Raw genomic sequence first — 21,430 nt, 5'->3', positions numbered from 1 at the left:
CGGGGTGAAGTGCTACCGGTCCATACCTGTGGCGTGATCGGCGGCGTTCCCGCCGTGCCGGTCGCCGCGGCCGACCACCAGCCAGTTCGCCGGGAGGTCCAGCCGTGAGCCGTCCGGCTCGAACTCCGTTGTGGACAACGGGAGGGAGCCGCCGGCGAGCACGCGCAGCCCGACCGCGTCGAACGGGGCGGCCAGCTCCGGCAGTCCGCCCTCGGGGCCGTGCGCCCCGGCCAGGTGTGACAGATCCGACAGGCCGGGGGCGTCCAGCGGTCCGGGGAGTTCGGTGGGGTCGACGGCCTCGGCTCCCCGGGCGAGGGCGGCCCGGGCCGTGGGGGCGGCCTCCACCACGAAGGCGCGTCCGCGCTCGCCGACGAGGGCGGCGACGGACTCCGCGACGCGCGGGCGGTGGTCGGGCTCGCTGCGCTGGAGGACGCCGCGCAGGTAGACGTTGGCGTCCCCCAACTCCTCGTGCAGGTGCCGCATGGCGTCGGGGTCGGCGGCGTCGAGCCGCCGGAAGTCGGGCGCGGAGCGGTGCCCCGCGCCCTCCCCCACCACGGTCCGGGCGCGCTCCAGGGCGTCGGCCGACCGGTCGATGCCCACGCACGGGTGGAAGCGGCCGGCCAGGAAGACCGTCTGGGCGCCGTTGCCGCAGTCGGCGTCGACCAGTGGCAGGTCCGGGTCGAAGTACTTCTCGAAGATCGGCAGGTGAACGGCGGCCGTGATCGCGGGATCGGTGCTCCAGTTGCCGTCCCAGGTGTCGCCCTCTCGGCCGTCTCGGGACGTGGTGGCGTTCACGGGTCTCTCCCTCCGCCGTCGTCGTGGGGCCGCTCGTGTCACGGCCGCCGGGACAGCCCTCGTACCCCGATCCGCGCGGATCGTGCCTCGCGCCGTCGGACGCCTCCGCGGACGCCTCCTCGGCCGCCGGGATCACCCGATCCGGTGAGGGAGGGCGCCGGGCGCGGTCATCCCTCCAATTCGGCGGCGAGGTTGGCGAGCAGCTCGTCGTGGATGCGGGCGAGACCCTTGGGGGCGAAGATCCGCTCGAAGAAGCCGCCGACGCCGCCGGCGCCCTGCCAGGTGGTGGTGACGGTGACCCGCGCGCCGCGTCCGCCCGGTCCGGGGGAGACGGTCCAGGTGTTGACCATGGAGGAGTTGCGGTCGCGTTCGACCAGCCGCCGCTCGGACGGCTCGTCCACCTCCATCAGGCAGTCGCGCACGCGCTTGGAGGTGGCCTGGAGCCTCCAGTGCACGAGCGTGCCCTTGCCGTCGCCGCCCTCGCGCACCTCGTACTCGCCGTACTGGCCGGGCAGCACCCTGGCGCGGACGCCGGCGTAGTCGGCGAGCGCGTCGAAGACGTCGTCCGGGTCGGCCGCGATGTCCCGCCGTGTGGTGGCCTCGACCTGCGCCATGGCTCCTCCGTGAGTGGTCCGGCTGACCGTCCGTCACCTGATGGGCGGACGGGCCTCGTCGTGTTCCTCCCCCAAGCCAACCACCGGCGGCGCGCCCGCCCAAATCGGGGTTGACCCCTCCATGGGAACAGGTGTTCTATTCTTGGACGGCAGAGCGAGGAGGCCGCATGCGCTGGGACAACCTGAGCCACGACGGACCGGACGCGAGCGGCACCACGGCCGCCCTCTTCGGCACCGACGTGGTGACCCGCACGTTCGACACCCCCGAGTTCCGGGGCATCACCTTCCACGAGGTACGGGCGCGTTCGATCATCAACCGGGTGCCCGGCGCCTCCCGGATGCCGTTCGAGTGGACCGTCAACCCCTACCGCGGCTGCTCGCACGCCTGCGTGTACTGCTTCGCCCGCCGCAGCCACGCCTACCTGGACCTGGACACCGGGATCGGCTTCGACACCCAGATCGTGGTGAAGACCAACGCCGACCGGCTGCTGCGCCGCGAACTGGCCTCGCCCCGCTGGCACGGCCAGCACATCGCGATGGGCACCAACGTCGACTGCTACCAGCGCGCCGAGGGCCGCTACCGGCTGATGCCCGGCATCCTGGCGGCCCTGCGCGACTTCGCCAACCCCTTCTCCATCCTCACCAAGGGCACGCTGATCCTGCGCGACCTGGACCTGCTCCGGTCGGCCCGCGCCGTGGCCGAGGTGGGCATATCGGTGTCGGTGGCCTTCCTGGACGAGGAGCTGTGGCGCACGGTGGAGCCCGGCGCCCCCGCGCCCGAGCGGCGGCTGGACGTGGTGCGGACCCTCGCCGAGCACGGCATCGGCTGCGGGGTGCTGATGGCCCCGGTGATCCCGTTCCTCTCCGACGGACCCGCCCAACTGCGCGCGACCGTCCGGGCGATCGCGGCGGCCGGCGCCACCTCCGTCACCCCGCTCGCCCTCCATCTGCGGCCGGGCGCCCGCGAGTGGTTCATGGCCTGGCTGGCCCGCGACCATCCCGGTCTGGTGCGCCACTACGAGGCGCTGTACGCCGACGGCGCCTACGCCCCGAAGTGGTACCAGCGGCGGATCACCCGGCAGGTGCACGAACTGGCGGAGGAGTACGGCATCGGCCCGTCCCGGCCGGGCGCCCACCGCGCCGTCCCCGACCCCGGGCGCTGCGCTCCGGAGCCCGAGCCGGGCCCGACCCAACTGACACTGCTGTGACGCCGCCGGGCGCTCCTCAGAGGTGCGCCCCACGCGGCTCGCGCACGTAGCGGACCTCGGGCACGGACACGCCCGCGACCTCGAAGGACCCCACGGTCCCGTCCGCGACGAAACCCGCCGCCGCGTAGAAGCGGCGGGCCCGCGCGTTGCCCTCGACCACCCACAGCAGCAGTCGGGGCCGACCCTGCCCGGCCGACCGCTCGATCACCTCGCCCAGCAGGGTGCGGCCGACGCCCGTGCCGACGCGCTCGGGCTCGGCGTAGAGGGCGTACACCTCGCCGTCGGCGGGCGACGCGTCGCCGTCGCGGCACGGCCCGAACGCGGCCCGGCCGACGATCCGTCCGTCGTCCTCCACCGCCACCAGATCGGTGGTCGTCCCGCGCGTCGCCGCGAAGGTGCTCCGGCGCCGGGCGGCGTCGGCCGCGGCGTCCATCGCCTCCAGGTGCCGACGCGGCATCAGGTCCCGGTAGGCGTACCGCCATCCGCGCACCCGCAGGGCCGCGATCGCCTCCAGGTCCGTCTCGGCCGCCCCTCGTACGCGCACCGTGCTCCCCTCTTCCGGTGACACCCCGGAACCTACCTCGTACGGGTGCCTCCATTGGCACGAGTGGACCGGTGACAACTCTCCCCCTGCGTTAGAGTAAGCGTGCTCGCCGACATGGTCGGCCTGCTTCCAACGCCACCTCCGGGGCCACCGCTCCGTCGTCGTCCGGCGCCTCGGGGGTGGCACACCCCCGAGAACGTCCGCGAACCCCTGAAGACCATCCGGGAACCGCCGAGCGGCGGGGACCGTCGGGAGAAAGGCGCGCACGATGGCCGTCTTCAAACTGCAACTCAAGGATGGCCGGGAGAGGCTGATCGAGGCCGGGCGGGCCGGGCGCACCGCCGACGGCCAGATCGTCATCGAGGACACCGACTCCCTGGGCGTCTGGGACTGCCTGGAGGAGTACCCGGCCGAGGAGGTGAAGGCCGTCTGGCGGCGCGGCCCCGCCGAGAGCGGCATCTACACCTGGATCGCCCAGCCCGTCGAGGGCCGTTGGTGGAGCTACTGACGCGCCCGCCCGCGCACCGCTCGCATCGCACCGCTCGCGTCACGTACGGGCGTCGAGCCGTCGCCTGAGGGTGGCGGCGAAGTCCTCGGCGGCCATGAGCCGGGCGCGCAGCGTCTCGCAACGGGCGTCGGCCACCTTGCGGTAGGCGTCCAGCCGCTCGCGCAGACGCTCGCGCTCGGCGTCCGGCAGCGGCTCGTCGGAGGAGAGCCGGTCGACGACGTCCAGCAGGTCCCGCATCTCCTCCAGGGAGAAGTCCAGCGGCTTCATCCGGCGGATCACCATCAGGCGGTCGACGTCCGAGTCGGTGTAGAGCCGGAAGCCTCCCTTGCTGCGGGCGGAGGGGACGACCAGTCCCACCTCCTCGTAGTGCCGGATGGTGCGCAGCGACAGGCCCGTGCGCTCGGCCACCTCGCCGATCCGCATCCGTCGGCTCATCGCCGCGCCCGTTCCCTTGCCATCTGTCATCGCCTTTCGAAGTGGTGAACGGAAAGCGCGCGTGGCGTGGATCACAAGATCCCAGGCGCCGTTCACCTGTGTTTCACAGCCCAGCGGCCGTACCCATCTCTTACGTCAGGGTAGGTTTGATCACGCGTACGGCGGACCGACCGCCCCGCGGATCCCCGGGCCATGATGCCCGACCGGCGACACGCGCCGACCGTCGGGTTCGCCCTCTCCCCGGCCGTGACCGTCGCGGTCGTCGGCGGACGCCCGGCGATGGTCTCCGCCGCCGTCCCCGTGCACGTCACCGGCCGCCCGGTCCCCTGGCGGGGGTCGGGCGGCCGGTGTGCGCGGTGCGTCCCGCGTCCCGCGGAGGGCCGGCGGGCGGCTCAGTCGAACGGGATGCGGACGACGGACCGGTCGCCGACGCCGAGGGTGCTGGGCCCGTTGCCGATGGCGTTCCAGACCTCGACGCGGACCCTGCCGTTCGCCATGTCGCCCAGGCCGCCGGTGGCGGACTTCAGCCCGCGGGCCTCGGTGTAGTGCTCGAAGCCGGGGACCGGGTCGGTGGCGAAGTAGTGGTAGGTCTCCACGCGGTCCCAGCTCCCGTCGCCGGTGCGGTCGTAGGAGACGCGGACCTGCTGTCCGTTGGCGACCGTCGTCCCGGCGTCCACCTGGAGGTCGAAGCGGGTGGCGCCGCCGTTGTACCTCCCGGTCACGCCCGAGGCCGTGAAGGTCTGCGGCTGGTACGGCGTCCCGTCCCGGTTGACGCCGCCGGCCGAAGCCAGGGTGACCGTGCCCGGGGAGCCCGCGCCGCCGAGCGTGCCGCCGGAGTTCAGGTGGAGCGTGTTGGACGTGGGCGGGTCGGTGGGGCCGCCGGACCCGCCGCGGGTCCAGACGGCGACGTAGTCCACCAGCATCGAGCGGCCGGGGACGGTGGCGGAGGTCGGGGTGGCGAACCCGGCCACGCCGTCGGGGAAGGCGCCGCCCATGGCGACGTTCAGCAGGATGAAGTAGCCCGCGTGCTCGGTCATGTTCGACCAGGTGCCGGCGCTGAACCGGCTCTGGGTGAGCCGGTGGAAGAGCTGGTCGTCCACGTACCAGCGCAGCTCGTTGGGCGTGACGCTGCGGTCCCACTCGAAGCGGTAGGTGTGGAACGCCGACTGGCAGGTGGATCCCGGGCAGGCGCGGCTGGCGCCCAGGCCCTGGGTCTCGTTGCAGTCGCCGCCGGGGTTGACGCCGCAGTGCAGGACGCCCCAGACGGAGTTGAGGCCGTTGACGTTCTCCATGACGTCGAACTCGCCGATGGCCGGCCAGTTCCAGTAGTTGCCCCGGTAGGGGGAGCCCAGGGCCCAGAAGGCGGGCCAGTAGCCGAGGGCGGCGTCGCCGGTGACGTTCGGCATCTGGAGGCGGCTCTCGATGCGCAGCACCCCGCCCGCGGGCGCCTTGAAGTCGGCGCGGCGGGTCTCGATGCGGCCGGAGGTCCAGTTGCCCGCGCTGTCGCGCAGCGGGGTGATGCGCAGGTTGCCGTTGCCGTCGAGGGAGAGGTTGTCGGGCGAGTCGGTGTAGCGCTGCCGCTCGCCGGTGCCCCAGTTGGCGGGTCCGCCGGGGTAGTTGTGGCCGATGTCGATCTGCCAGTTGGCGGAGGACGGCAGCGAGCGGGCGGGCCCGTCGAAGTCGTCGCTCCACACGAGGTTCCAGCCGGGGACGGGAGGTACGGCGCCGCGTGCGGACGGCGCCAGGAGGCCCGAGGCGAGCAGGGCCAGGGCCAGGACGCCGGCGGCCAGGGCGGCGAGGGCGAGTCGGGCGCCGCGACCGGGGCCGTGGCGTGCCGCGGGTGGGGCGATGGTCTGCGTGCTCATGTGGAGCACCTCCTGCCGGATGGGAGGGCGGCGCGGGCGGCCCGCACCGGGGGTGCGGGTGGGGAACGCGCCGCCGGAAGGGGGGTGAGAGCGCTCTCAGTCCTTATAGGGACGGCCGGACGGGGCGTCAATGACCCGTGCACGTCAATCCCGGGCGGGCGGCCGGACCGCCGGGAGGGCGCGGCGGGGCGGTCCGACCGGAGACCGGCATCTCGCCGCGGAAACACGACAGGAGATGTCCGGTATCCCGGTGACGATGACGGCATGACGACCAGTTGGGCGGACTTCGAGAAGGCCGAGCCCCGGCTCGCCTCGACGGTCCGGAAACGCTTCGAGCAGTACAAGCACCACGTCCTGGCCACGCTCCGTGCGGACGGCTCGCCGCGGCTCACCGGTCTGGAGACCACCTTCCGGTTCGGCGAGCTGTGGCTCGGCATGATGCCGAACTCGCGCAAGGCGCTGGACCTGCGGCGCGACCCCCGGTTCGCGCTCCAGGCCAACCCCGGCCCGGACGACTCCCTGTCCGACGGCGACGCGCGGATCACCGGACGGGCGGTGGAGACGACCGATCCGGCGGTGATCGCCCGCTTCGCCGAGGAGATCGAACCGCCGGAGCCGTTCCACCTGTTCCGGGTGGATCTGACCGAGGTGGTGCACGTCTCGGTGGAGGGCGAGGACCTGGTGCTGCGGACCTGGCGCCCCGGCGGGCCGCCGCGCGTGGTCCGGCGCGGCACCGGCGACGAGCCGCCGCGCGTGGAGGGCCCGGCCTGAGCCGGTCCCGTGTCAACGGGGCTTTCCGGACGGCGGGTTGACGGCGGTGGCCTTGAAGAAGGTGTAGTGGAAGGTGCCTCCGTCCTCCGCCGTCCGGTACAGATCGGCGATCCCCCGCCGCCAGTCCTCCTCGGTGGTCGACCCCATGGCCAGCGCGTCGTCCCCGAGGCTTTCGAAGACGGGGATGAAGGTGTGGCGGGTGAAGCCGTCGACCATCCCCGGCCGGGTCCGGTCGGCGTAGACCGTCCGCGGGCGCACCGTGACGTCGTCGTATCCGGCGGCGGTCAGCAGCGGCTGGAGCCTGCGGCCGATCAGCGCGTCGCCGCCCGCCGCGGCCTGCAACCGGATCTGGTGGTCGATCACCGCGCGGGCGTGGGGGCTGTCGGGGTGGAAGACCGCCGATCCGTGGTCCCCCTCGATCACGGTGGCGGTGCCGCCCGGCCGCAGCAGGCGGCGCAGGACGCTCAGCGCCCGCCCCGGTTCCGGCAGGTGCTCCAGCACGAAGCAGACGAAGAGGTGGTCGAAGGACGCCTCGGGGAACGGCAGGTCGTACAGGTCGGCGCGGTGCCACTCCACCATCGCGCCGGGGTGCTCGGCCGCCACCCTCGCCCGGGCCCGCGCCAGCGAGTCGCCGTCGACGTCGACCGCGGTGACGCGCGCCCCGGGGCTGTTCGCGACCAGGTGCACCGTCTGGGCGCCGACCCCGCAGCCGACCTCCAGCACCCGGCTGCCGTCCGGGTAGGCCGTGCCGCCGTGCAGCAGGGCCGCCAGGGTGTCCGCCTGGTCGCGCAGCCGGCGGGTCTCCCGCTCCGAGTACCCGTGCACATAGTCGACCGTCATCGCTCCTCGCTTCCTCGTGCGGCGTCCGTGCCGTCCGGCACCGCGCCGTCCGGTGTCCGTGGACTCCACCCTGTGCCCACAATGGCCCGGTGGACAGAGCCAATGAGGCCCCCATCGACAGGTCCAAAGCCGTACGGGACGGAGCGTCGCCGTCCGGGACCGCCGGCGCCGACTTCCTCCAGTTGGACGTCCGCGAGGCGCCGCCCGGCGGACTGTCCGACTGGCTGGCCCGGCGGTTGCGGCTGGCGATCTCCGACGGCCGGCTGCCGGTGGGCAGCCGGCTGCCCGCCACCCGGACGCTGGCGGCGGAGCTGCGCGTGTCACGGGGCGTGGTCACCGACGCCTACCGGCGGTTGGGCGAGGACGGGCACGTCGCCGGACGCGGACGGGCCGGGACGGTCGTCGTCGCCGCCCCCGCGCGGGCTCCCGCTCCCCCGCGGCCTCCCGCGCCCGCCGGCCCGCCGGCACCGGAGGAGGTCTTCGCCGCGCCTCCCGGCCCGGACGTCTTCGACCGGCTGCGGGCCGTGCCGGCGCGGCTCGACCTGACCCCCGGCACACCGGACCTGGCGGCCTTCCCCCGGGCGGCCTGGCAGCGCGCCGAACGCCGGGTCCTGGACGGACTGGTCTCCTCCGACCTGGGGTACGGCGACCCCCGCGGGGCGCCCGCGCTGCGGCTGGCCGTCGCCCGGTGGCTGGCCCGCAACCGGGGGGTGCGGGTGGACCCCGACGAGGTGCTGGTCGTCTCCGGCACCGCCCAGGCGATCACCCTGTTCGCGCAGGTGCTCCACGACGAGGGGGTGCGCGAGATGGCGGTGGAGGACCCCGGGTCGCTCGGCGCCCGGATGCACCTGAACGCCCGTGGACTCGCCACCCCGCCGGTCCCGGTCGACGAGGGCGGTATCCGCGTCGACGCGCTGCGCGCCACGGGCGTCCCGGCCGTCCTGCTCACCCCGGCCCACCAGTTCCCCACCGGCGTGGTGCTCGGCGGGGACCGGCGCCGCGCGCTGATGCGGTGGGCCGCCGGGGGCGGGCTGGTCCTGGAGGACGACTACGACGCCGAGCACCGCTACGACCGGCCTCCCGTCCCCGCCCTGCGGTCGATGCTGCCGGACCACGTCGTCTACTCCGGCAGCGTCTCCAAGCTGCTGGCGCCCGCCCTGCGGGTGGGCTGGGTGCTGGCCCCGCCGAGGTACCGGGACGTCCTGGTGGACGCCAAGCGGTACGCCGACCTGGGCAACGCCGTCCTGCCGCAGCTGACCCTGGCGCGGCTGATGGAGTCGGGCGAGCTGGAGCGTCATCTGCGCCTGGTGCGCGGACGCCACCGACGCCGCCGGGACGCCATGGTGGAGGCGATCCGGAGGCACCTGCCGGGCGCGGTCGTCCACGGCGCCGCGGCGGGGCTGCACCTGACGGTCGTCTTCGACGCTCCTCCCCGCTCCTCTTCCGGCTCCCCGTCCGTCCCGCCGTTCACCGACACCGACCTCGCGGCGGCCGCGCTCGCCCGGGGCGTGAAGACGCATCCGCTGTCCTGGCACGCCCAGCGGCCGTCCCGGCCGGGACTGGTGCTGGGCTACGCCGCCAGGACGGCGGGCGAGATCGGCGAGGCGGTGGCCGTCCTGGGGGCCGTGGTGCGGGAAACGCGGTGAGGGGAGGGCCGGTTCACAGCCGGCGCAGCGCCTCGTCGGCCGCGGCGCGCAGCGTGGGGTGCTCGCGGGCGGCGAGGAGCACCAGCCGGGCGCGCGCGTCGCCGAGGGTCCCGAGCCCCTCCACGCAGGCGCGGGCCACCGGCCAGTGGTGGACCGGGCCGGCCAACAGCCGGTCCAGGACGCGGATCAGCGTCGGCGCGGAGGAAGGAGCGCGCAGGGCGGCCAGCAGCCTGACCGGGTGGAGGGCGTAGGCGGTGCGCAGCTCGTTGTCGGCGAGCGCCGCCGCGGCGCGGGCGGTGCGCGGGTCGCCGAGGAGGAGCAGGGCGCGGGCCGCCGCGGCGCAGCGGGGCGGGTCGCGGTGGTTGAGCAGGAAGACCAGCGTCTCGAAGGCGCGGCGGTCGCCGGCCCGGCCGAGGGTGCAGGCGGCCAGTTCCCGGGCCCACAACGGGCGGGCGGGGGCGGTGAGTTCGGCGGCGAGCGCGTCGCGGGCGGCGGGGGTGTCCTGCCGGGCCAGGGCCAGGAGCCGTTCGAACGCGGCCGGTTCCGCCTCGGCCCGCAGCCGTGCCACCTGTTCGTCGTCCACCGCGTTCGCGCGTCCCACTGCCCCGCTCCCTCCCTGTGGCTCGTGCCACATCCCCGGAACCGGTCTACCCACTGGTGTTCTTGTTACCCACCGGTTAGCCTGCTCATCGGAGCGGCACCCCCGCTCAGCCGGACGGCCTGGTGACGCAGCCGTCCGAGGTGCAGTCGGTTCAGCACGCACGTACGCGAGTCGAGCACGGCCCCGGGACAGGGCCCGCTCGTTCCCGACACCCGCGTACGGCGCGGGTCGGCGCGGTCGCGCGCCCGTGCCCTTTCTCCCCTCTCCTCCCAGTCGTCACCGTCCTCTTCCTTCCTGGAGTCCCGTGATGGACCGTCCCACCCTCTCCACCGTCGCCGTGGTCGGCCTCGGCACCATGGGCACCGGCATCGCCGAGGTCCTGACCCGCGCGGGCCGCGAGGTCATCGGCATCGACACCGACGAGAACGCCGCACGCCAGGCCGTCGCCGCCCTGGAGACGTCCACCGCGCGCGCCGTCGAGCGCGAGCGCATCACCGAGCGGGAGCGGCGGGACGCCCTCGCCCGCTTCCGCACCTTCGGCGACCTCCAGGCCGCGGCCGAGGCCGACCTGGTCATCGAGGTCGTGCCGGAGGACTACGGGCTCAAGCAGCGGGTGATCAGCGCGCTGGACGGCATCGTCAAGCCGTCGGCCGTCATCGCCACCGGCACCAACGCGCTCTCGGTCACCCGGCTCGCCGCCGAATCCGCGCACCCCGAGCGCGTGTTGGGGATGCACTTCTTCAACCCGGCGCCGGCGATGAAGCTGGTGGAGATCGTCTCCAGCGTGCTGACCTCCCCCGAGGCGGTCGCGGCGGTCACCGATCTCGCCCACGACCTGGGCAAGGAGCCCATCGCGGTCGGCGACCGGCCCGGATTCGTCGCCGACGGACTGCTGTTCGGCTACCTCAACCAGGCCGCGGCGATGTACGAGTCGCGGTACGCCACCCGCGAGGACATCGACGCCGCGATGCGGCTGGGCTGCGGCCTGCCCATGGGCCCGCTCGCCCTGCTGGACCTGATCGGCGTCGACACCGCCCGCACCGTGCTGGAGGCGATGTACGCCGAGTCCCGCGACCGGCTGCACGCGCCCGCGCCGATCCTCGGGCAGCTCACCGCCGCCGGTCTGACGGGCCGCAAGGCCGGGCGCGGCTTCTACACCTACGAGGCGCCGGGCTCGGCGACCGTCGTGCCGGACGAGGCGACGCCCCGCGAGGGCGAACGGGCCGGGACGCCCCGCGAGGTGCGCTCCGTGGGCGTGGCGGGTTCGGGGACCATGGCGAGCGGCATCGCCGAGGTGTTCGCCACGGCGGGCTACGACGTGGTGCTGGCCGCCCGCTCCGAGGAGAAGGCGGAGAGGGCCAAGGCCCGCGTCGCCTCCTCGCTGGAGCGCTCGGTGCGCAAGGGGCGGATGACGGCCGAGGCCCGCGACGAGGCCCTGGCCCGGATCGCCCCGGCCGGCTCGCCGTCCGCGCTGGCGGACGTGGACCTGGCGGTCGAGGCGGTGGCCGAGGACCTGGCGGTCAAGAAGGACCTGTTCGCGACGTTGGACGAGGTGTGCAAGCCGGGTGCCGTGCTGGCCACCACCACCTCCTCGCTCCCCGTGATCGCCTGTGCCCGCGCCACCTCGCGCCCGCAGGACGTGATCGGGATGCACTTCTTCAACCCGGCGCCGGCGATGAAGCTGGTCGAGGTGGTCCGCACCGTGCTGACCTCCGACGACGTCCACGCCACCGTGCGCGAGGTGTGCGGGAAGGTCCGCAAGCACCCGGTGGACTGCGGCGACCGGGCGGGCTTCATCGTCAACGCGCTGCTGTTCCCGTACCTGAACAACGCGGTCAAGATGGTGCAGGAGCACTACGCGAGCATGGACGACATCGACGCGGCCATGAAGCTCGGCGGCGGCTACCCGATGGGCCCGTTCGAACTGCTCGACGTGGTCGGGCTGGACGTGTCCCTGGCGATCGAGCGGGTGCTGCACCAGGAGTTCCGCGAGCCGGGCCTGGCCCCCGCGCCGCTGCTGGAGCACCTGGTGGCGGCGGGCTGCCTGGGGCGCAAGACCGGGCGGGGCTTCCGCGAGTACGCGAGGCGGTGATCCCGGCGGTCCCGGTGTTCCCGCCCCACGCGGAGTCCGGGTGGGGCGGGCTGCTGGAGCCCGGTGGATCACCCGCGACGCGCGGGGCGCCGTGTAACGTTCCACACATGTCCCAGCCCGTGAAACCCGCTCGTCCGCACGTGCCGAACCAGCGTCTGAAGATGCGCCGGGAGCTGGCCGCCGCCGCGATGGAGCTCTTCGCCACCAAGGGCTACGAGGAGACCACGGTCGACGAGATCGCGGCGGCGGCGGGCGTGGCCCGCCGCACCTTCTTCCGGCACTTCCGCTCCAAGGAAGAGGCGATCTTCCCCGACCACGACGACACCCTGGAGCGCGCCAAGGCGGTGCTGGACGCGGCGCCCGCCCACGAGAACCCCCTGGACACCGTGTGCCGGGGCATCAAGGAAGTCCTGAAGATGTACGCGGACTCCCCGGAGATCTCGGTGGCCCGCTACAAGCTCACCCGCCAGGTTCCCACCCTGCGGGAGCGGGAGATCGCGTCCGTGTCGCGCTACGAGCGGCTGTTCACGCGCTACCTGCTGGGCCACTTCGACGAGGCCCACCGGGACGGCGACGACGCGCTCGACGAGCCGCTGCTCGCCGAGGTCGCCGCGTCGGCGGTGGTCACCGCGCACAACCACGTGCTGCGGCGCTGGCTGCGCGCGGGCGGCGAGGGCGACGTGGAGGCCCAGCTCGACCGGGCCTTCGCCATCGTGCGGCGGACCTTCGGCACCGGCTTCGTCGCCGGCAGGGCGGCCGCCTCGGAGCCGCCCGCGGCCTCCGCCCGGGCCGAGAACGAGGTGCTGGTGACGGTGGCGCGCACGGACGCCCCGCTGGAAGAGGTCATGCGCACGATCGAGCGGGCCCTGCGCCAGGGCTGAGACCGCCGAACGAGCCGTCCGAACCCCACGCGGTTCCGTCGATCACCGAAACGGCGAAGAGACTCCCGAAAACCACACACGGCGACGAGCGCGTACGGCCGCCTCCCTCCCGGAGGCGGCCGTACGCGCTCATGCGTGCGGTCCTGGTTACAGCTGAGAGAAATTCTTGGCACGCAGTGTCTTGTGCACTGGCACGCAGTGCCATAACGTGAGCCGTGTCCGGGCACTGTCCCCGCGGTCACTCCGCGCGCCCGGTCGCCTGCGTCACAGGCCTTCAGCGCTACCGCGCCGAGCCGCAACACCACCGCCGAACCGACGGCACCAGCAGCTCACCCAGAACAGACAAGACCCCAGCGATCCCTCAAGCGTCTGACACGCTCGCCGGAGGCCCACGTGAAGGAAATCCTGGACGCGATCCTCGCGTCGGACAGCACCCCCGCAGACTTCGGGAACCTCCCCCTTCCCGAGTCCTACCGCGCGGTGACCGTGCACAAGGACGAGGTCGAGATGTTCGACGGCCTGTCCACCCGGGAGAAGGACCCGCGCAAGTCGCTGCACGTCGACGAGGTGCCGGTGCCGGAACTCGGCCCGGGCGAGGCCCTGGTGGCCGTCATGGCCAGTTCCGTGAACTACAACTCGGTGTGGACCTCGATCTTCGAGCCGCTGCCGACCTTCGGCTTCCTGGAGCGCTACGGACGCACCTCCCCGCTGGCCAAGCGCCACGACCTGCCGTACCACATCATCGGCTCCGACCTGGCCGGCGTGGTGCTGCGCACCGGCCCCGGCGTCAACGCCTGGCGGCCCGGCGACGAGGTCGTCGCGCACTGCCTGTCGGTGGAGTTGGAGAGCGCCGACGGCCACGACGACACCATGCTCGACCCCGAGCAGCGCATCTGGGGCTTCGAGACCAACTTCGGCGGCCTGGCCGAGATCGCCCTGGTGAAGTCCAACCAGCTCATGCCCAAGCCCGCCCACCTGACCTGGGAGGAGGCCGCCGCCCCCGGCCTGGTGAACTCCACCGCCTACCGGCAGTTGGTCTCCCGCAACGGCGCCGCGATGAAGCAGGGCGACAACGTGCTCATCTGGGGCGCCTCCGGCGGCCTGGGCTCCTACGCCACCCAGTTCGCGCTCGCCGGCGGCGCCACCCCGATCTGCGTGGTCTCCAGCGAGAAGAAGGCGGAGATCTGCCGCTCCATGGGCGCCGAGGCGATCATCGACCGCTCGGCCGAGGGCTACAGGTTCTGGAAGGACGAGAACACCCAGGACCCCAAGGAGTGGAAGCGCTTCGGCAAGCGCATCCGCGAACTGACCGGCGGCGAGGACGTGGACATCGTCTTCGAGCACCCCGGACGCGAGACCTTCGGCGCCTCCGTCTACGTCACCCGCAAGGGCGGCACGATCGTCACCTGCGCCTCCACCTCCGGCTACATGCACAGCTACGACAACCGCTACCTGTGGATGAGCCTCAAGCGGATCATCGGCTCGCACTTCGCCAACTACCGCGAGGCGTGGGAGGCCAACCGCCTCATCGCCAAGGGCAAGATCCACCCCACGCTGTCGAAGACCTACTCCCTGGAGGAGACCGGCCAGGCCACCTACGACGTCCACCGCAACGTCCACCAGGGCAAGGTCGGCGTGCTGTGCCTGTCGCCGCGGGAGGGCCTGGGCGTGCGCGACCAGGAGATGCGCGAGAAGCACCTCCCCGCCATCAACCGCTTCCGGAACGTCTGAGGTCCGCCATGACCCACCCCCGTGACGTGAGCGAGCCGAAGGGCGCCGCCCCCGGGCGCCCCGGCCCGGCCACCCCCTCGGATGTGAGCGAGCCGAAGGGCGCGCCGGTGCCGAAAGGGGTGAGGAGGAGGGAGCGAGGAACGAGCGACCGTGCGACGAACCCCGTCGGCACCGGATCAGAGCGCCCGGAGGCGAGCGAACGCGGAAAGAGGGACCGTCCGTGGCTGATGCGGACGTACGCCGGGCACTCCACCGCCGAGGCGTCCAACGAGCTGTACCGGCGCAACCTGGCCAAGGGGCAGACCGGACTGTCGGTCGCGTTCGACCTGCCGACGCAGACCGGCTACGACCCCGACCACGTCCTCGCCCGCGGCGAGGTCGGCCGGGTCGGGGTGCCGGTCTGCCACCTCGGCGACATGCGGCGGCTGTTCCGGGACATCCCCCTGGAGCGAATGAACACCTCGATGACCATCAACGCCACCGCCATGTGGCTGCTGGCGCTGTATCAGGTGGTCGCCGAGGAGCAGGGCGCGGACGTCTCCAAGCTGTCGGGGACGACGCAGAACGACATCGTCAAGGAGTACCTCTCGCGCGGGACGCACGTCTTCCCGCCGGGCCCCTCCCTGCGTCTGACCACCGACGTGATCGCCTACACCGTGGCGAACATCCCCAAGTGGAACCCGATCAACATCTGCAGCTACCACCTGCAGGAGGCCGGGGCCACCCCCGTCCAGGAGATCGCGTACGCCATGTCGACGGCCGTCTCGGTCCTCGACGCCGTGCGCGACTCCGGGCAGGTGCCGCCGGAGAAGTTCGGCGACGTCGTGGCCCGCATCTCCTTCTTCGTCAACGCGGGTGTCCGCTTCGTCGAGGAGATGTGCAAGATGCGGGCCTTCACCCGCATCTGGGACCGGATCACCCGTGAGCGGTACGGCGTGGAGGAGCCTAGACAGCGCCGCTTCCGCTACGGCGTCCAGGTCAACTCGCTGGGACTGACCGAGGCGCAGCCGGAGAACAACGTCCAGCGGATCGTGCTGGAGATGCTGGCCGTCACCCTCTCCAAGGACGCCCGCGCCCGCGCCGTGCAGTTGCCTGCCTGGAACGAGGCGCTGGGCCTGCCCCGGCCCTGGGACCAGCAGTGGTCGCTGCGCATCCAGCAGGTCCTCGCCTACGAGAGCGATCTGCTGGAGTACGACGACCTGTTCGCCGGATCGCACGTGGTGGAGGCCAAGACCGCCGAGCTGGCCGAGGACGCCTGGGCCGAGATCGAGCGCATCCAGGAGATGGGCGGCGCCATGGCGGCCGTGGAGTCCGGCTACCTCAAGTCGCGGCTGGTCGCCTCGCACGCCGAGCGCCGGGCCCGCATCGAGTCCGGCGAGGAGAAGATCGTCGGGGTCAACTGCTTCGAGTCCACCGAGCCGAACCCGCTCACCGCCGACCTGGACACGGCCATCATGACCGTGGACCCGGCGGTCGAGGCGGAGGTGGTGGCCTCGCTGCACCGCTGGCGCGACGAGCGGGACGAGGTCCGCGCCCAGCGGGCCCTGGCCGAGCTGAAGCGGGCCGCCGCGGGGACCGTCAACCTGATGCCGGCCACCCTGGAGTGCGCCCGCGCCGGGGTGACCACCGGGGAGTGGGCCTGGGCGCTGCGGGACGTCTTCGGCGAGTACCGGGCCCCGACCGGGGTGAGTTCGGCGCCGGTGACGACCCCCGCCGAGGAGGGCTCCACGCTCGCCGCCGTGCGGGCCAAGGTGGACGCCACCGCCGCCGAGCTGGGCTGCGGCAGGCTGCGGCTGCTGGTCGGCAAGCCCGGCCTGGACGGGCACAGCAACGGTGCCGAGCAGATCGCCGTACGGGCGCGCGACGCGGGCTTCGAGGTGGTCTACCAGGGCATCCGGCTCACTCCCGAGCAGATCGTCTCGGCGGCCGTCGCCGAGGACGTGCACTGCGTCGGGCTGTCGATCCTCTCCGGCTCGCACGCGGAGCTGGTGCCCGACGTGCTGGACCGGCTGCGTCGGGCGGGCGCGGGAGAGGTGCCCGTGATCGTCGGCGGCATCATCCCGCGCGCCGACGCCGAGGCGCTGCGCTCCGCCGGAGTCGCCGCGGTCTTCACCCCGAAGGACTTCGGCATCACGGAGATCATCGGCCGTATCGTCGACGAGATCCGCATCGCGAACAAGCTCGACCCCCTGGAGGTCCCCGCATGACCACCGCTCCTTCCGCAGACGCCGCCGACGCGGGCGTGAACCGGCTGCGTCCGCGCCGCTCCTGTCTGGCCGTGCCGGGAAGCAACCCGCGCTTCCTGGAGAAGGCCCAGGGCCTCCCGGCCGACCAGGTCTTCCTGGACCTGGAGGACGCCTGCGCGCCGCTGGCCAAGCCCGAGGCCCGGCACACCATCGTGAAGTTCCTCAACGAGGGCGACTGGACGGGCAAGACCCGGGTCGTGCGGGTGAACGACTGGACGACGCACTGGACGTACCGCGACGTGGTCACGGTCGTCGAGGGCGCCGGCCCCAACCTGGACTGCATCATGCTGCCCAAGGTGCAGGACGCCTCCCAGGTGAAGGCGCTGGACCTGCTGCTGACCCAGATCGAGAAGACGATGGGCTTCGAGGTCGGCCGCATCGGCATCGAGGCGCAGATCGAGAACGCCAAGGGCCTGGTGAACGTCGACGAGATCGCGGCCGCCTCGCCGCGGCTGGAGACCATCATCTTCGGCCCGGCCGACTTCATGGCCTCCATCAACATGAAGTCCCTGGTCGTGGGCGAGCAGCCGCCGGGCTACCCGGCCGACGCCTACCACTACATCCTGATGCGCATCCTGATGGCGGCCCGCGCCCACGACCTCCAGGCGATCGACGGGCCGTACCTGCAGATCCGCAACGTGGACGGCTTCCGCGAGGTGGCCCGGCGCGCCGCGGCCCTCGGCTTCGACGGCAAGTGGGTGCTCCACCCGGGCCAGGTCGAGGCCGCCAACGAGATCTTCTCCCCCTCCCAGGAGGACTACGACCACGCCGAGCTGATCCTCGACGCGTACGAGTACTTCACCTCCGAGGCGGGCGGCAAGAAGGGCTCGGCGATGCTCGGCGACGAGATGATCGACGAGGCCAGCCGCAAGATGGCGCTGGTCATCGCGGGCAAGGGCCGGGCCGCCGGCCTGAAGCGGACCTCGAAGTTCGAGCCGCCGACCGACTGACCCCCACGGGAACCGGCCGCCTCCGGCCCGCCGCCTCCTCGCCCTCGGGCGGCGGGCCGGAGGCGGCCCCGGGCCACCCGCCGTCCGTCCACCACACCACCGGAGAGTCACACCATGCAGTTCGGCCGCACCTACGAGGAGTTCGAGGTCGGGGACGTCTACAAACACTGGCCGGGCAAGACGGTCACGGAGTACGACGACCACCTCTTCTGCCTGCTGACCATGAACCACCACCCGCTCCACATGGACGCCAACTACGCCGAGAAGACGACGGACTTCGGCCGGAACGTGGTGGTCGGCAACTACGTCTACTCCCTGCTGCTGGGCATGTCCGTGCCGGACGTCTCCGGCAAGGCGATCGCCAACCTGGAGATCGAGTCGCTGCGGCACGTGGCGCCGACCTTCCACGGCGACACGATCTACGGCGAGACCACCGTCCTGGACAAGACCCCCTCGAGGTCCAAGTCCGACCGCGGCATCGTCCACGTCGAGACCCGGGGCTACAAGCAGGACGGAACGCTGGTGTGCGTCTTCCGCCGCAAGGTGATGGTGCCCACCGCCGAGTACATCGAGAAACGAGGGGGAGAGCAGCCCGGCCGTCCCGAGCTGCGCACGCCGGAGCAGAAGGGGGAGAAGTGAGATGGGGCGCCTGGCGCAGACCGAGGGACTGACGGACGTTCAGAGGGAGATCGTCTCCACCGTCCGCGACTTCGTCGACAAGGAGATCATTCCCGTCGCCACCGAGCTGGAGCACCGGGACGAGTACCCGACCCAGATCGTGGAAGGCCTGAAGGACCTGGGGATCTTCGGCCTGATGATCCCCGAGGAGTACGGCGGCCTGGGCGAGTCGCTCCTCACCTACGCCCTGTGCGTGGAGGAGATCGCCCGCGGCTGGATGAGCGTCTCCGGCATCATCAACACGCACTTCATCGTCGCGTACATGCTCAAGCAGCACGGCACCGACGAGCAGAAGGAGTACTTCCTGCCGAGGATGGCGGCCGGCGAGGTCCGGGGCGCCTTCTCGATGTCGGAGCCGGGCCTGGGCTCGGACGTGTCGGCCATCACCACCAAGGGCGTCCGCGACGGCGACGAGTACGTCCTCACCGGCCAGAAGATGTGGCTGACCAACGGCGGCACGTCCTCGCTGGTGGCCGTGCTCTGCCGGACCGACGAGGGCCACCCCGAGGGTACGGCCCCCCACAAGTCGATGACCACCTTCCTGATCGAGAAGGAGCCGGGGTTCGGCGAGGTCAAGCCGGGTCTGACGATCCCCGGCAAGATCGACAAGATGGGCTACAAGGGCGTCGACACCACCGAGCTGATCCTGGACGGCCTGCGCGTCCCGGCGAACCGCGTCCTGGGCGGGAAGACCGGCCGCGGCTTCTACCAGATGATGGACGGCGTCGAGGTCGGCCGGGTCAACGTGGCCGCGCGCGGCTGCGGCGTGGCCCAGCGCGCCTTCGAGCTGGGCATCGCCTACGCCCAGCAGCGGCACACCTTCGGCAAGCCCATCGCCCAGCACCAGGCGATTCAGTTCAAGTTGGCCGAAATGGCCACCAAGGTGGAGGCCGCGCACGCGCTGATGGTCGGCGCCGCACGGAAGAAGGACTCCGGGCAGCGTAACGACCTTGAGGCGGGCATGGCCAAATACCTCGCCTCGGAGTATTGCAAGGAGGTCGTGGAGGACGCGTTCCGCATCCACGGCGGTTACGGTTTCTCCAAGGAGTACGAGATCGAGCGGCTCTACCGCGAGGCTCCGATGCTCCTCATCGGTGAAGGCACTGCCGAGATCCAGAAGATGATCGTGGGACGTCGGCTCCTGGAGGAGTACAGGCTTCAGGGGTAGGATGCCTCCTTCGGGGTGTTTTCCCTGAAGGGGGAACACCCCGGCCGGGGCCTCCCGGAGGGTTCCCGGTCCGGACTGGGGCTCTGGCTTGCCCAGTTGCCACCGGTAACCGATAGCATCCCGGGAAAGCCGCCGTCCCCCGTGTATACGCGGCCCCTCCGCTACGAAGGTCATCCATGCCCCACAGCCCATCCTCTGCACAACGCGGCCGAATCCGTCTCGCGCGCGGAGCATCGCCGTGGCTCCTCCCGACCGTGGCCACCGCCGCCCTCACCCTGGCCCGTGCCAGGCGTTCGAGGGGCGCGGCGGTGGCCGCCGTGCCCGCCACCGCCCTCGCGGCGGGCATGCTGTGGTTCTTCCGCGACCCCGAGCGCGAGATCGCCCAGGGCCGCGTCCTCTCTCCCGCCGACGGCGTGGTGCAGAGCATCATGCCCTGGAAGGACGGGCGCACCCGCGTCGCGATCTTCATGAGCCCGTTGAACGTCCACGTCAACCGCGCCCCGCTGGCGGGCACGGTGACGTCCGTCGAGCACGTTCCCGGCGGGTTCGTCCCGGCGTTCAACAAGGAGAGCGAGAACAACGAGCGCGTCGTCTGGCACTTCGACACCGAACTGGGCGACATCGAGATGGTCCAGATCGCCGGTGCCGTGGCCCGACGGATCGTCCCGTACGTCGAACAGGGCACGAAGGTCGAGCAGGGCGAGCGGATCGGCCTGATCCGCTTCGGCTCGCGCGTGGACCTCTACCTCCCGGAGGGCGTCGAGGTCGACGTCGAGGTCGGCCGGCCCACCACCGCGGGGGTGACTCGTCTTGACCGTGATTGATCCCGGCAACCGCACCTGGGTGCCCGAGGCGGAGGTCGAGGACCCCGCCGACGAGATGGACGACATGCCGCTGTCGATGCGGCTGTCGATAGCCGACGCGCTCACCCTCGGCAACGCCACCTGCGGCTTCATGGCGGTGTACTTCACCACCACGGGCGTGCTGATCCCGCACCTGACCGGCGGCGACGGCGGCACGGCCCGGCACGGCGCCGCGACCGCCGTGCTGCTGATGCTGCTGGCGTCGGTGTTCGACCTCTTCGACGGGCTCGTGGCGCGGAAGCTGCGCAGCTCGGCGATGGGCGCGGAGCTGGACAACCTCTCCGACCTGATCAGCTTCGGGCTGGCGCCCGCGTACTTCGTGCTGGTCTGGGGGATGGTCGCCAACGACGCGCACCAGGGGGTCTCGGTGCTCGCCGGGGTCGTGGTGCTGCTGGCGGTGGTGCTGAGGCTGGCGAGATTCTCCTGCCTCACCCTGCCCAACGGGGTGTTCCAGGGCATGCCCAGCCCGTTCGGGGCGCTGACGGTGGTCTCGATCGTCCTGCTGGAGCTGCCGTTCGTCCCCACGCTGCTGGCGATCGTCGGGGTGGCCTGGCTGATGGTGAGCCGGGTGGAGTACCCCAAGCCGCGCGGCGTGCTGGCGGTGGCGATGCTCGGCTGGATCGTGCTGAGCATGGGCATGCTGACGGCCTGGTCCTTCGACGCCCCGGGCGGTGAGCTGCTGCTGGAGACCGGCTGCGCGCTCCAGCTGGTGCTGGGCGCGGTGATCCCGCTGTTCGCCACCGCGCGGCGGGTGAACGCCTTCCGCGACAACCGCCGCGAAGCACGGGCGGCGGCCAAGGCGTAGGACCGGACGCCGGAAAGAGGACGGACGGTTCACTCGGGCGCCGGACGGGTTCACAGGACCCGTCCGACGCCCGAGGCATTCCGGTCCGTCTTCCCCGATGCCCCGTCCGACGGCCGGCACACCCGCCGGACCGGGAACACCGCCGCCTGCGGAGGTGAGGGACGACACACTCCCCGCACGGTCGTGGGA

20 protein-coding genes are annotated in these 21,430 nt (G+C 72.4%); 13 read left to right on the top strand and 7 right to left on the bottom strand.

What is annotated here, in order from left to right:
* Window positions 1-12: 12 nt before the first annotated feature.
* Together ABD335_RS18870 and ABD335_RS18865 are read right to left on the bottom strand one after the other, a co-directional pair.
* Complete coding sequence (locus ABD335_RS18870; RefSeq protein ID WP_344324603.1) at window positions 13-795, bottom strand: SAM-dependent methyltransferase; 783 nt, start codon at window positions 793-795, stop codon at window positions 13-15.
* A gap of 167 nt (window positions 796-962) precedes the next feature.
* Window positions 963-1,409, bottom strand: coding sequence for an SRPBCC family protein (locus tag ABD335_RS18865; RefSeq protein WP_344324600.1), 447 nt, complete (start codon window positions 1,407-1,409; stop codon window positions 963-965).
* 167 nt (window positions 1,410-1,576) lie between these two features.
* Here ABD335_RS18865 and ABD335_RS18860 point away from each other — a divergent pair, with 167 nt between their 5' ends.
* Window positions 1,577-2,617 (top strand): Rv2578c family radical SAM protein, encoded by a 1,041-nt coding sequence (locus ABD335_RS18860; protein WP_344324597.1) that lies wholly within the window; start codon window positions 1,577-1,579, stop codon window positions 2,615-2,617.
* A 16-nt stretch (window positions 2,618-2,633) separates the two neighbouring features.
* Here the strand turns inward: ABD335_RS18860 and ABD335_RS18855 are convergent, their stop codons facing one another.
* A complete protein-coding gene (locus ABD335_RS18855) occupies window positions 2,634-3,161 on the bottom strand; it encodes a GNAT family N-acetyltransferase (RefSeq protein WP_344324594.1) in 528 nt (175 codons plus the stop codon).
* A 268-nt stretch (window positions 3,162-3,429) separates the two neighbouring features.
* On the opposite strand from ABD335_RS18855, the gene ABD335_RS18850 reads away from it, so the two are divergent.
* Window positions 3,430-3,669 (top strand): hypothetical protein, encoded by a 240-nt coding sequence (locus ABD335_RS18850; RefSeq protein ID WP_344324591.1) that lies wholly within the window; start codon window positions 3,430-3,432, stop codon window positions 3,667-3,669.
* A 39-nt stretch (window positions 3,670-3,708) separates the two neighbouring features.
* Here the strand turns inward: ABD335_RS18850 and ABD335_RS18845 are convergent, their stop codons facing one another.
* Both ABD335_RS18845 and ABD335_RS18840 read right to left on the bottom strand, forming a co-directional pair.
* Window positions 3,709-4,104 carry a MerR family transcriptional regulator gene (locus tag ABD335_RS18845; protein ID WP_344324588.1) on the bottom strand — a complete coding sequence of 132 codons (396 nt, stop codon included), beginning with the start codon at window positions 4,102-4,104 and terminating at the stop codon, window positions 3,709-3,711.
* Between the two features lie 392 nt (window positions 4,105-4,496).
* Window positions 4,497-5,969: a glycoside hydrolase family 16 protein gene (locus tag ABD335_RS18840; RefSeq protein ID WP_344324585.1), complete on the bottom strand. Its 1,473-nt coding sequence runs from the start codon at window positions 5,967-5,969 to the stop codon at window positions 4,497-4,499.
* A gap of 264 nt (window positions 5,970-6,233) precedes the next feature.
* Between ABD335_RS18840 and ABD335_RS18835 the strand changes: the two genes are divergently transcribed.
* The gene (locus ABD335_RS18835) at window positions 6,234-6,740 is read left to right on the top strand and encodes a pyridoxamine 5'-phosphate oxidase family protein (RefSeq protein WP_344324582.1); all 507 of its coding nucleotides are present in this window, start codon (window positions 6,234-6,236) and stop codon (window positions 6,738-6,740) included.
* Between the two features lie 12 nt (window positions 6,741-6,752).
* Here the strand turns inward: ABD335_RS18835 and ABD335_RS18830 are convergent, their stop codons facing one another.
* Window positions 6,753-7,580, bottom strand: coding sequence for a methyltransferase domain-containing protein (locus ABD335_RS18830; RefSeq protein ID WP_344324579.1), 828 nt, complete (start codon window positions 7,578-7,580; stop codon window positions 6,753-6,755).
* Window positions 7,581-7,669: 89 nt separating this feature from the next.
* Between ABD335_RS18830 and pdxR the strand changes: the two genes are divergently transcribed.
* Window positions 7,670-9,226: a MocR-like pyridoxine biosynthesis transcription factor PdxR gene (gene pdxR / locus ABD335_RS18825; protein ID WP_425583671.1), complete on the top strand. Its 1,557-nt coding sequence runs from the start codon at window positions 7,670-7,672 to the stop codon at window positions 9,224-9,226.
* Between the two features lie 13 nt (window positions 9,227-9,239).
* On the opposite strand, the gene ABD335_RS18820 is transcribed toward pdxR, so the two are convergent.
* Window positions 9,240-9,827: a HEAT repeat domain-containing protein gene (locus ABD335_RS18820; RefSeq protein WP_344324576.1), complete on the bottom strand. Its 588-nt coding sequence runs from the start codon at window positions 9,825-9,827 to the stop codon at window positions 9,240-9,242.
* 307 nt (window positions 9,828-10,134) lie between these two features.
* On the opposite strand from ABD335_RS18820, the gene ABD335_RS18815 reads away from it, so the two are divergent.
* The 9 genes from ABD335_RS18815 (at window position 10,135) to pssA (ending at window position 21,241) form a co-directional block, all read left to right on the top strand.
* Complete coding sequence (locus tag ABD335_RS18815) at window positions 10,135-11,919, top strand: 3-hydroxyacyl-CoA dehydrogenase family protein (protein ID WP_344324573.1); 1,785 nt, start codon at window positions 10,135-10,137, stop codon at window positions 11,917-11,919.
* A gap of 107 nt (window positions 11,920-12,026) precedes the next feature.
* Window positions 12,027-12,800 carry a TetR family transcriptional regulator gene (locus tag ABD335_RS18810; protein WP_344324570.1) on the top strand — a complete coding sequence of 258 codons (774 nt, stop codon included), beginning with the start codon at window positions 12,027-12,029 and terminating at the stop codon, window positions 12,798-12,800.
* A gap of 393 nt (window positions 12,801-13,193) precedes the next feature.
* Window positions 13,194-14,531, top strand: a complete 1,338-nt coding sequence (gene ccrA, locus ABD335_RS18805; protein WP_344324567.1) for a crotonyl-CoA carboxylase/reductase — start codon at window positions 13,194-13,196, stop codon at window positions 14,529-14,531.
* Between the two features lie 119 nt (window positions 14,532-14,650).
* Window positions 14,651-16,738 (top strand): protein meaA, encoded by a 2,088-nt coding sequence (locus ABD335_RS18800; RefSeq protein ID WP_425583677.1) that lies wholly within the window; start codon window positions 14,651-14,653, stop codon window positions 16,736-16,738.
* Complete coding sequence (locus ABD335_RS18795) at window positions 16,735-17,727, top strand: HpcH/HpaI aldolase/citrate lyase family protein (RefSeq protein ID WP_344324564.1); 993 nt, start codon at window positions 16,735-16,737, stop codon at window positions 17,725-17,727. The genes ABD335_RS18800 and ABD335_RS18795 overlap by 4 nt, the downstream gene beginning before the upstream one ends.
* A 114-nt stretch (window positions 17,728-17,841) precedes the next feature.
* Window positions 17,842-18,366 carry a MaoC family dehydratase gene (locus ABD335_RS18790; protein WP_344324561.1) on the top strand — a complete coding sequence of 175 codons (525 nt, stop codon included), beginning with the start codon at window positions 17,842-17,844 and terminating at the stop codon, window positions 18,364-18,366.
* A 1-nt stretch (window position 18,367) separates the two neighbouring features.
* On the top strand, window positions 18,368-19,573 hold the full coding sequence (locus tag ABD335_RS18785) for an acyl-CoA dehydrogenase family protein (RefSeq protein WP_344324558.1): 1,206 nt from the start codon (window positions 18,368-18,370) through the stop codon (window positions 19,571-19,573).
* Window positions 19,574-19,749: 176 nt separating this feature from the next.
* The gene (locus ABD335_RS18780; RefSeq protein ID WP_344324555.1) at window positions 19,750-20,397 is read left to right on the top strand and encodes a phosphatidylserine decarboxylase; all 648 of its coding nucleotides are present in this window, start codon (window positions 19,750-19,752) and stop codon (window positions 20,395-20,397) included.
* A gap of 19 nt (window positions 20,398-20,416) precedes the next feature.
* A complete protein-coding gene (gene pssA, locus ABD335_RS18775) occupies window positions 20,417-21,241 on the top strand; it encodes a CDP-diacylglycerol--serine O-phosphatidyltransferase (protein WP_344324730.1) in 825 nt (274 codons plus the stop codon).
* Window positions 21,242-21,430 lie beyond the last annotated feature (189 nt).

This window comes from Streptomyces macrosporus, assembly GCF_039533145.1.
Classification (GTDB): domain Bacteria; phylum Actinomycetota; class Actinomycetes; order Streptomycetales; family Streptomycetaceae; genus Streptomyces; species Streptomyces macrosporus.
This window is presented reverse-complemented; position numbering and strand designations above follow the sequence as displayed.

What these genes read in the sequence shown, in the direction of transcription:
- ABD335_RS18860 (WP_344324597.1), top strand. Translation starts at nt 1,577, where the DNA reads ATGCGCTGGGACAACCTGAGCCACGACGGACCGGACGCGAGCGGCACC.
- ABD335_RS18850 (WP_344324591.1), top strand. Translation starts at nt 3,430, where the DNA reads ATGGCCGTCTTCAAACTGCAACTCAAGGATGGCCGGGAGAGGCTGATC.
- ABD335_RS18840 (WP_344324585.1), bottom strand. Translation starts at nt 5,969, where the DNA reads ATGAGCACGCAGACCATCGCCCCACCCGCGGCACGCCACGGCCCCGGT.
- ABD335_RS18785 (WP_344324558.1), top strand. Translation starts at nt 18,368, where the DNA reads ATGGGGCGCCTGGCGCAGACCGAGGGACTGACGGACGTTCAGAGGGAG.
- ABD335_RS18835 (WP_344324582.1), top strand. Translation starts at nt 6,234, where the DNA reads ATGACGACCAGTTGGGCGGACTTCGAGAAGGCCGAGCCCCGGCTCGCC.
- ABD335_RS18780 (WP_344324555.1), top strand. Translation starts at nt 19,750, where the DNA reads ATGCCCCACAGCCCATCCTCTGCACAACGCGGCCGAATCCGTCTCGCG.
- ABD335_RS18795 (WP_344324564.1), top strand. Translation starts at nt 16,735, where the DNA reads ATGACCACCGCTCCTTCCGCAGACGCCGCCGACGCGGGCGTGAACCGG.
- ABD335_RS18810 (WP_344324570.1), top strand. Translation starts at nt 12,027, where the DNA reads ATGTCCCAGCCCGTGAAACCCGCTCGTCCGCACGTGCCGAACCAGCGT.
- ABD335_RS18865 (WP_344324600.1), bottom strand. Translation starts at nt 1,409, where the DNA reads ATGGCGCAGGTCGAGGCCACCACACGGCGGGACATCGCGGCCGACCCG.
- ABD335_RS18815 (WP_344324573.1), top strand. Translation starts at nt 10,135, where the DNA reads ATGGACCGTCCCACCCTCTCCACCGTCGCCGTGGTCGGCCTCGGCACC.
- ABD335_RS18790 (WP_344324561.1), top strand. Translation starts at nt 17,842, where the DNA reads ATGCAGTTCGGCCGCACCTACGAGGAGTTCGAGGTCGGGGACGTCTAC.
- ABD335_RS18830 (WP_344324579.1), bottom strand. Translation starts at nt 7,580, where the DNA reads ATGACGGTCGACTATGTGCACGGGTACTCGGAGCGGGAGACCCGCCGG.
- ABD335_RS18845 (WP_344324588.1), bottom strand. Translation starts at nt 4,104, where the DNA reads ATGAGCCGACGGATGCGGATCGGCGAGGTGGCCGAGCGCACGGGCCTG.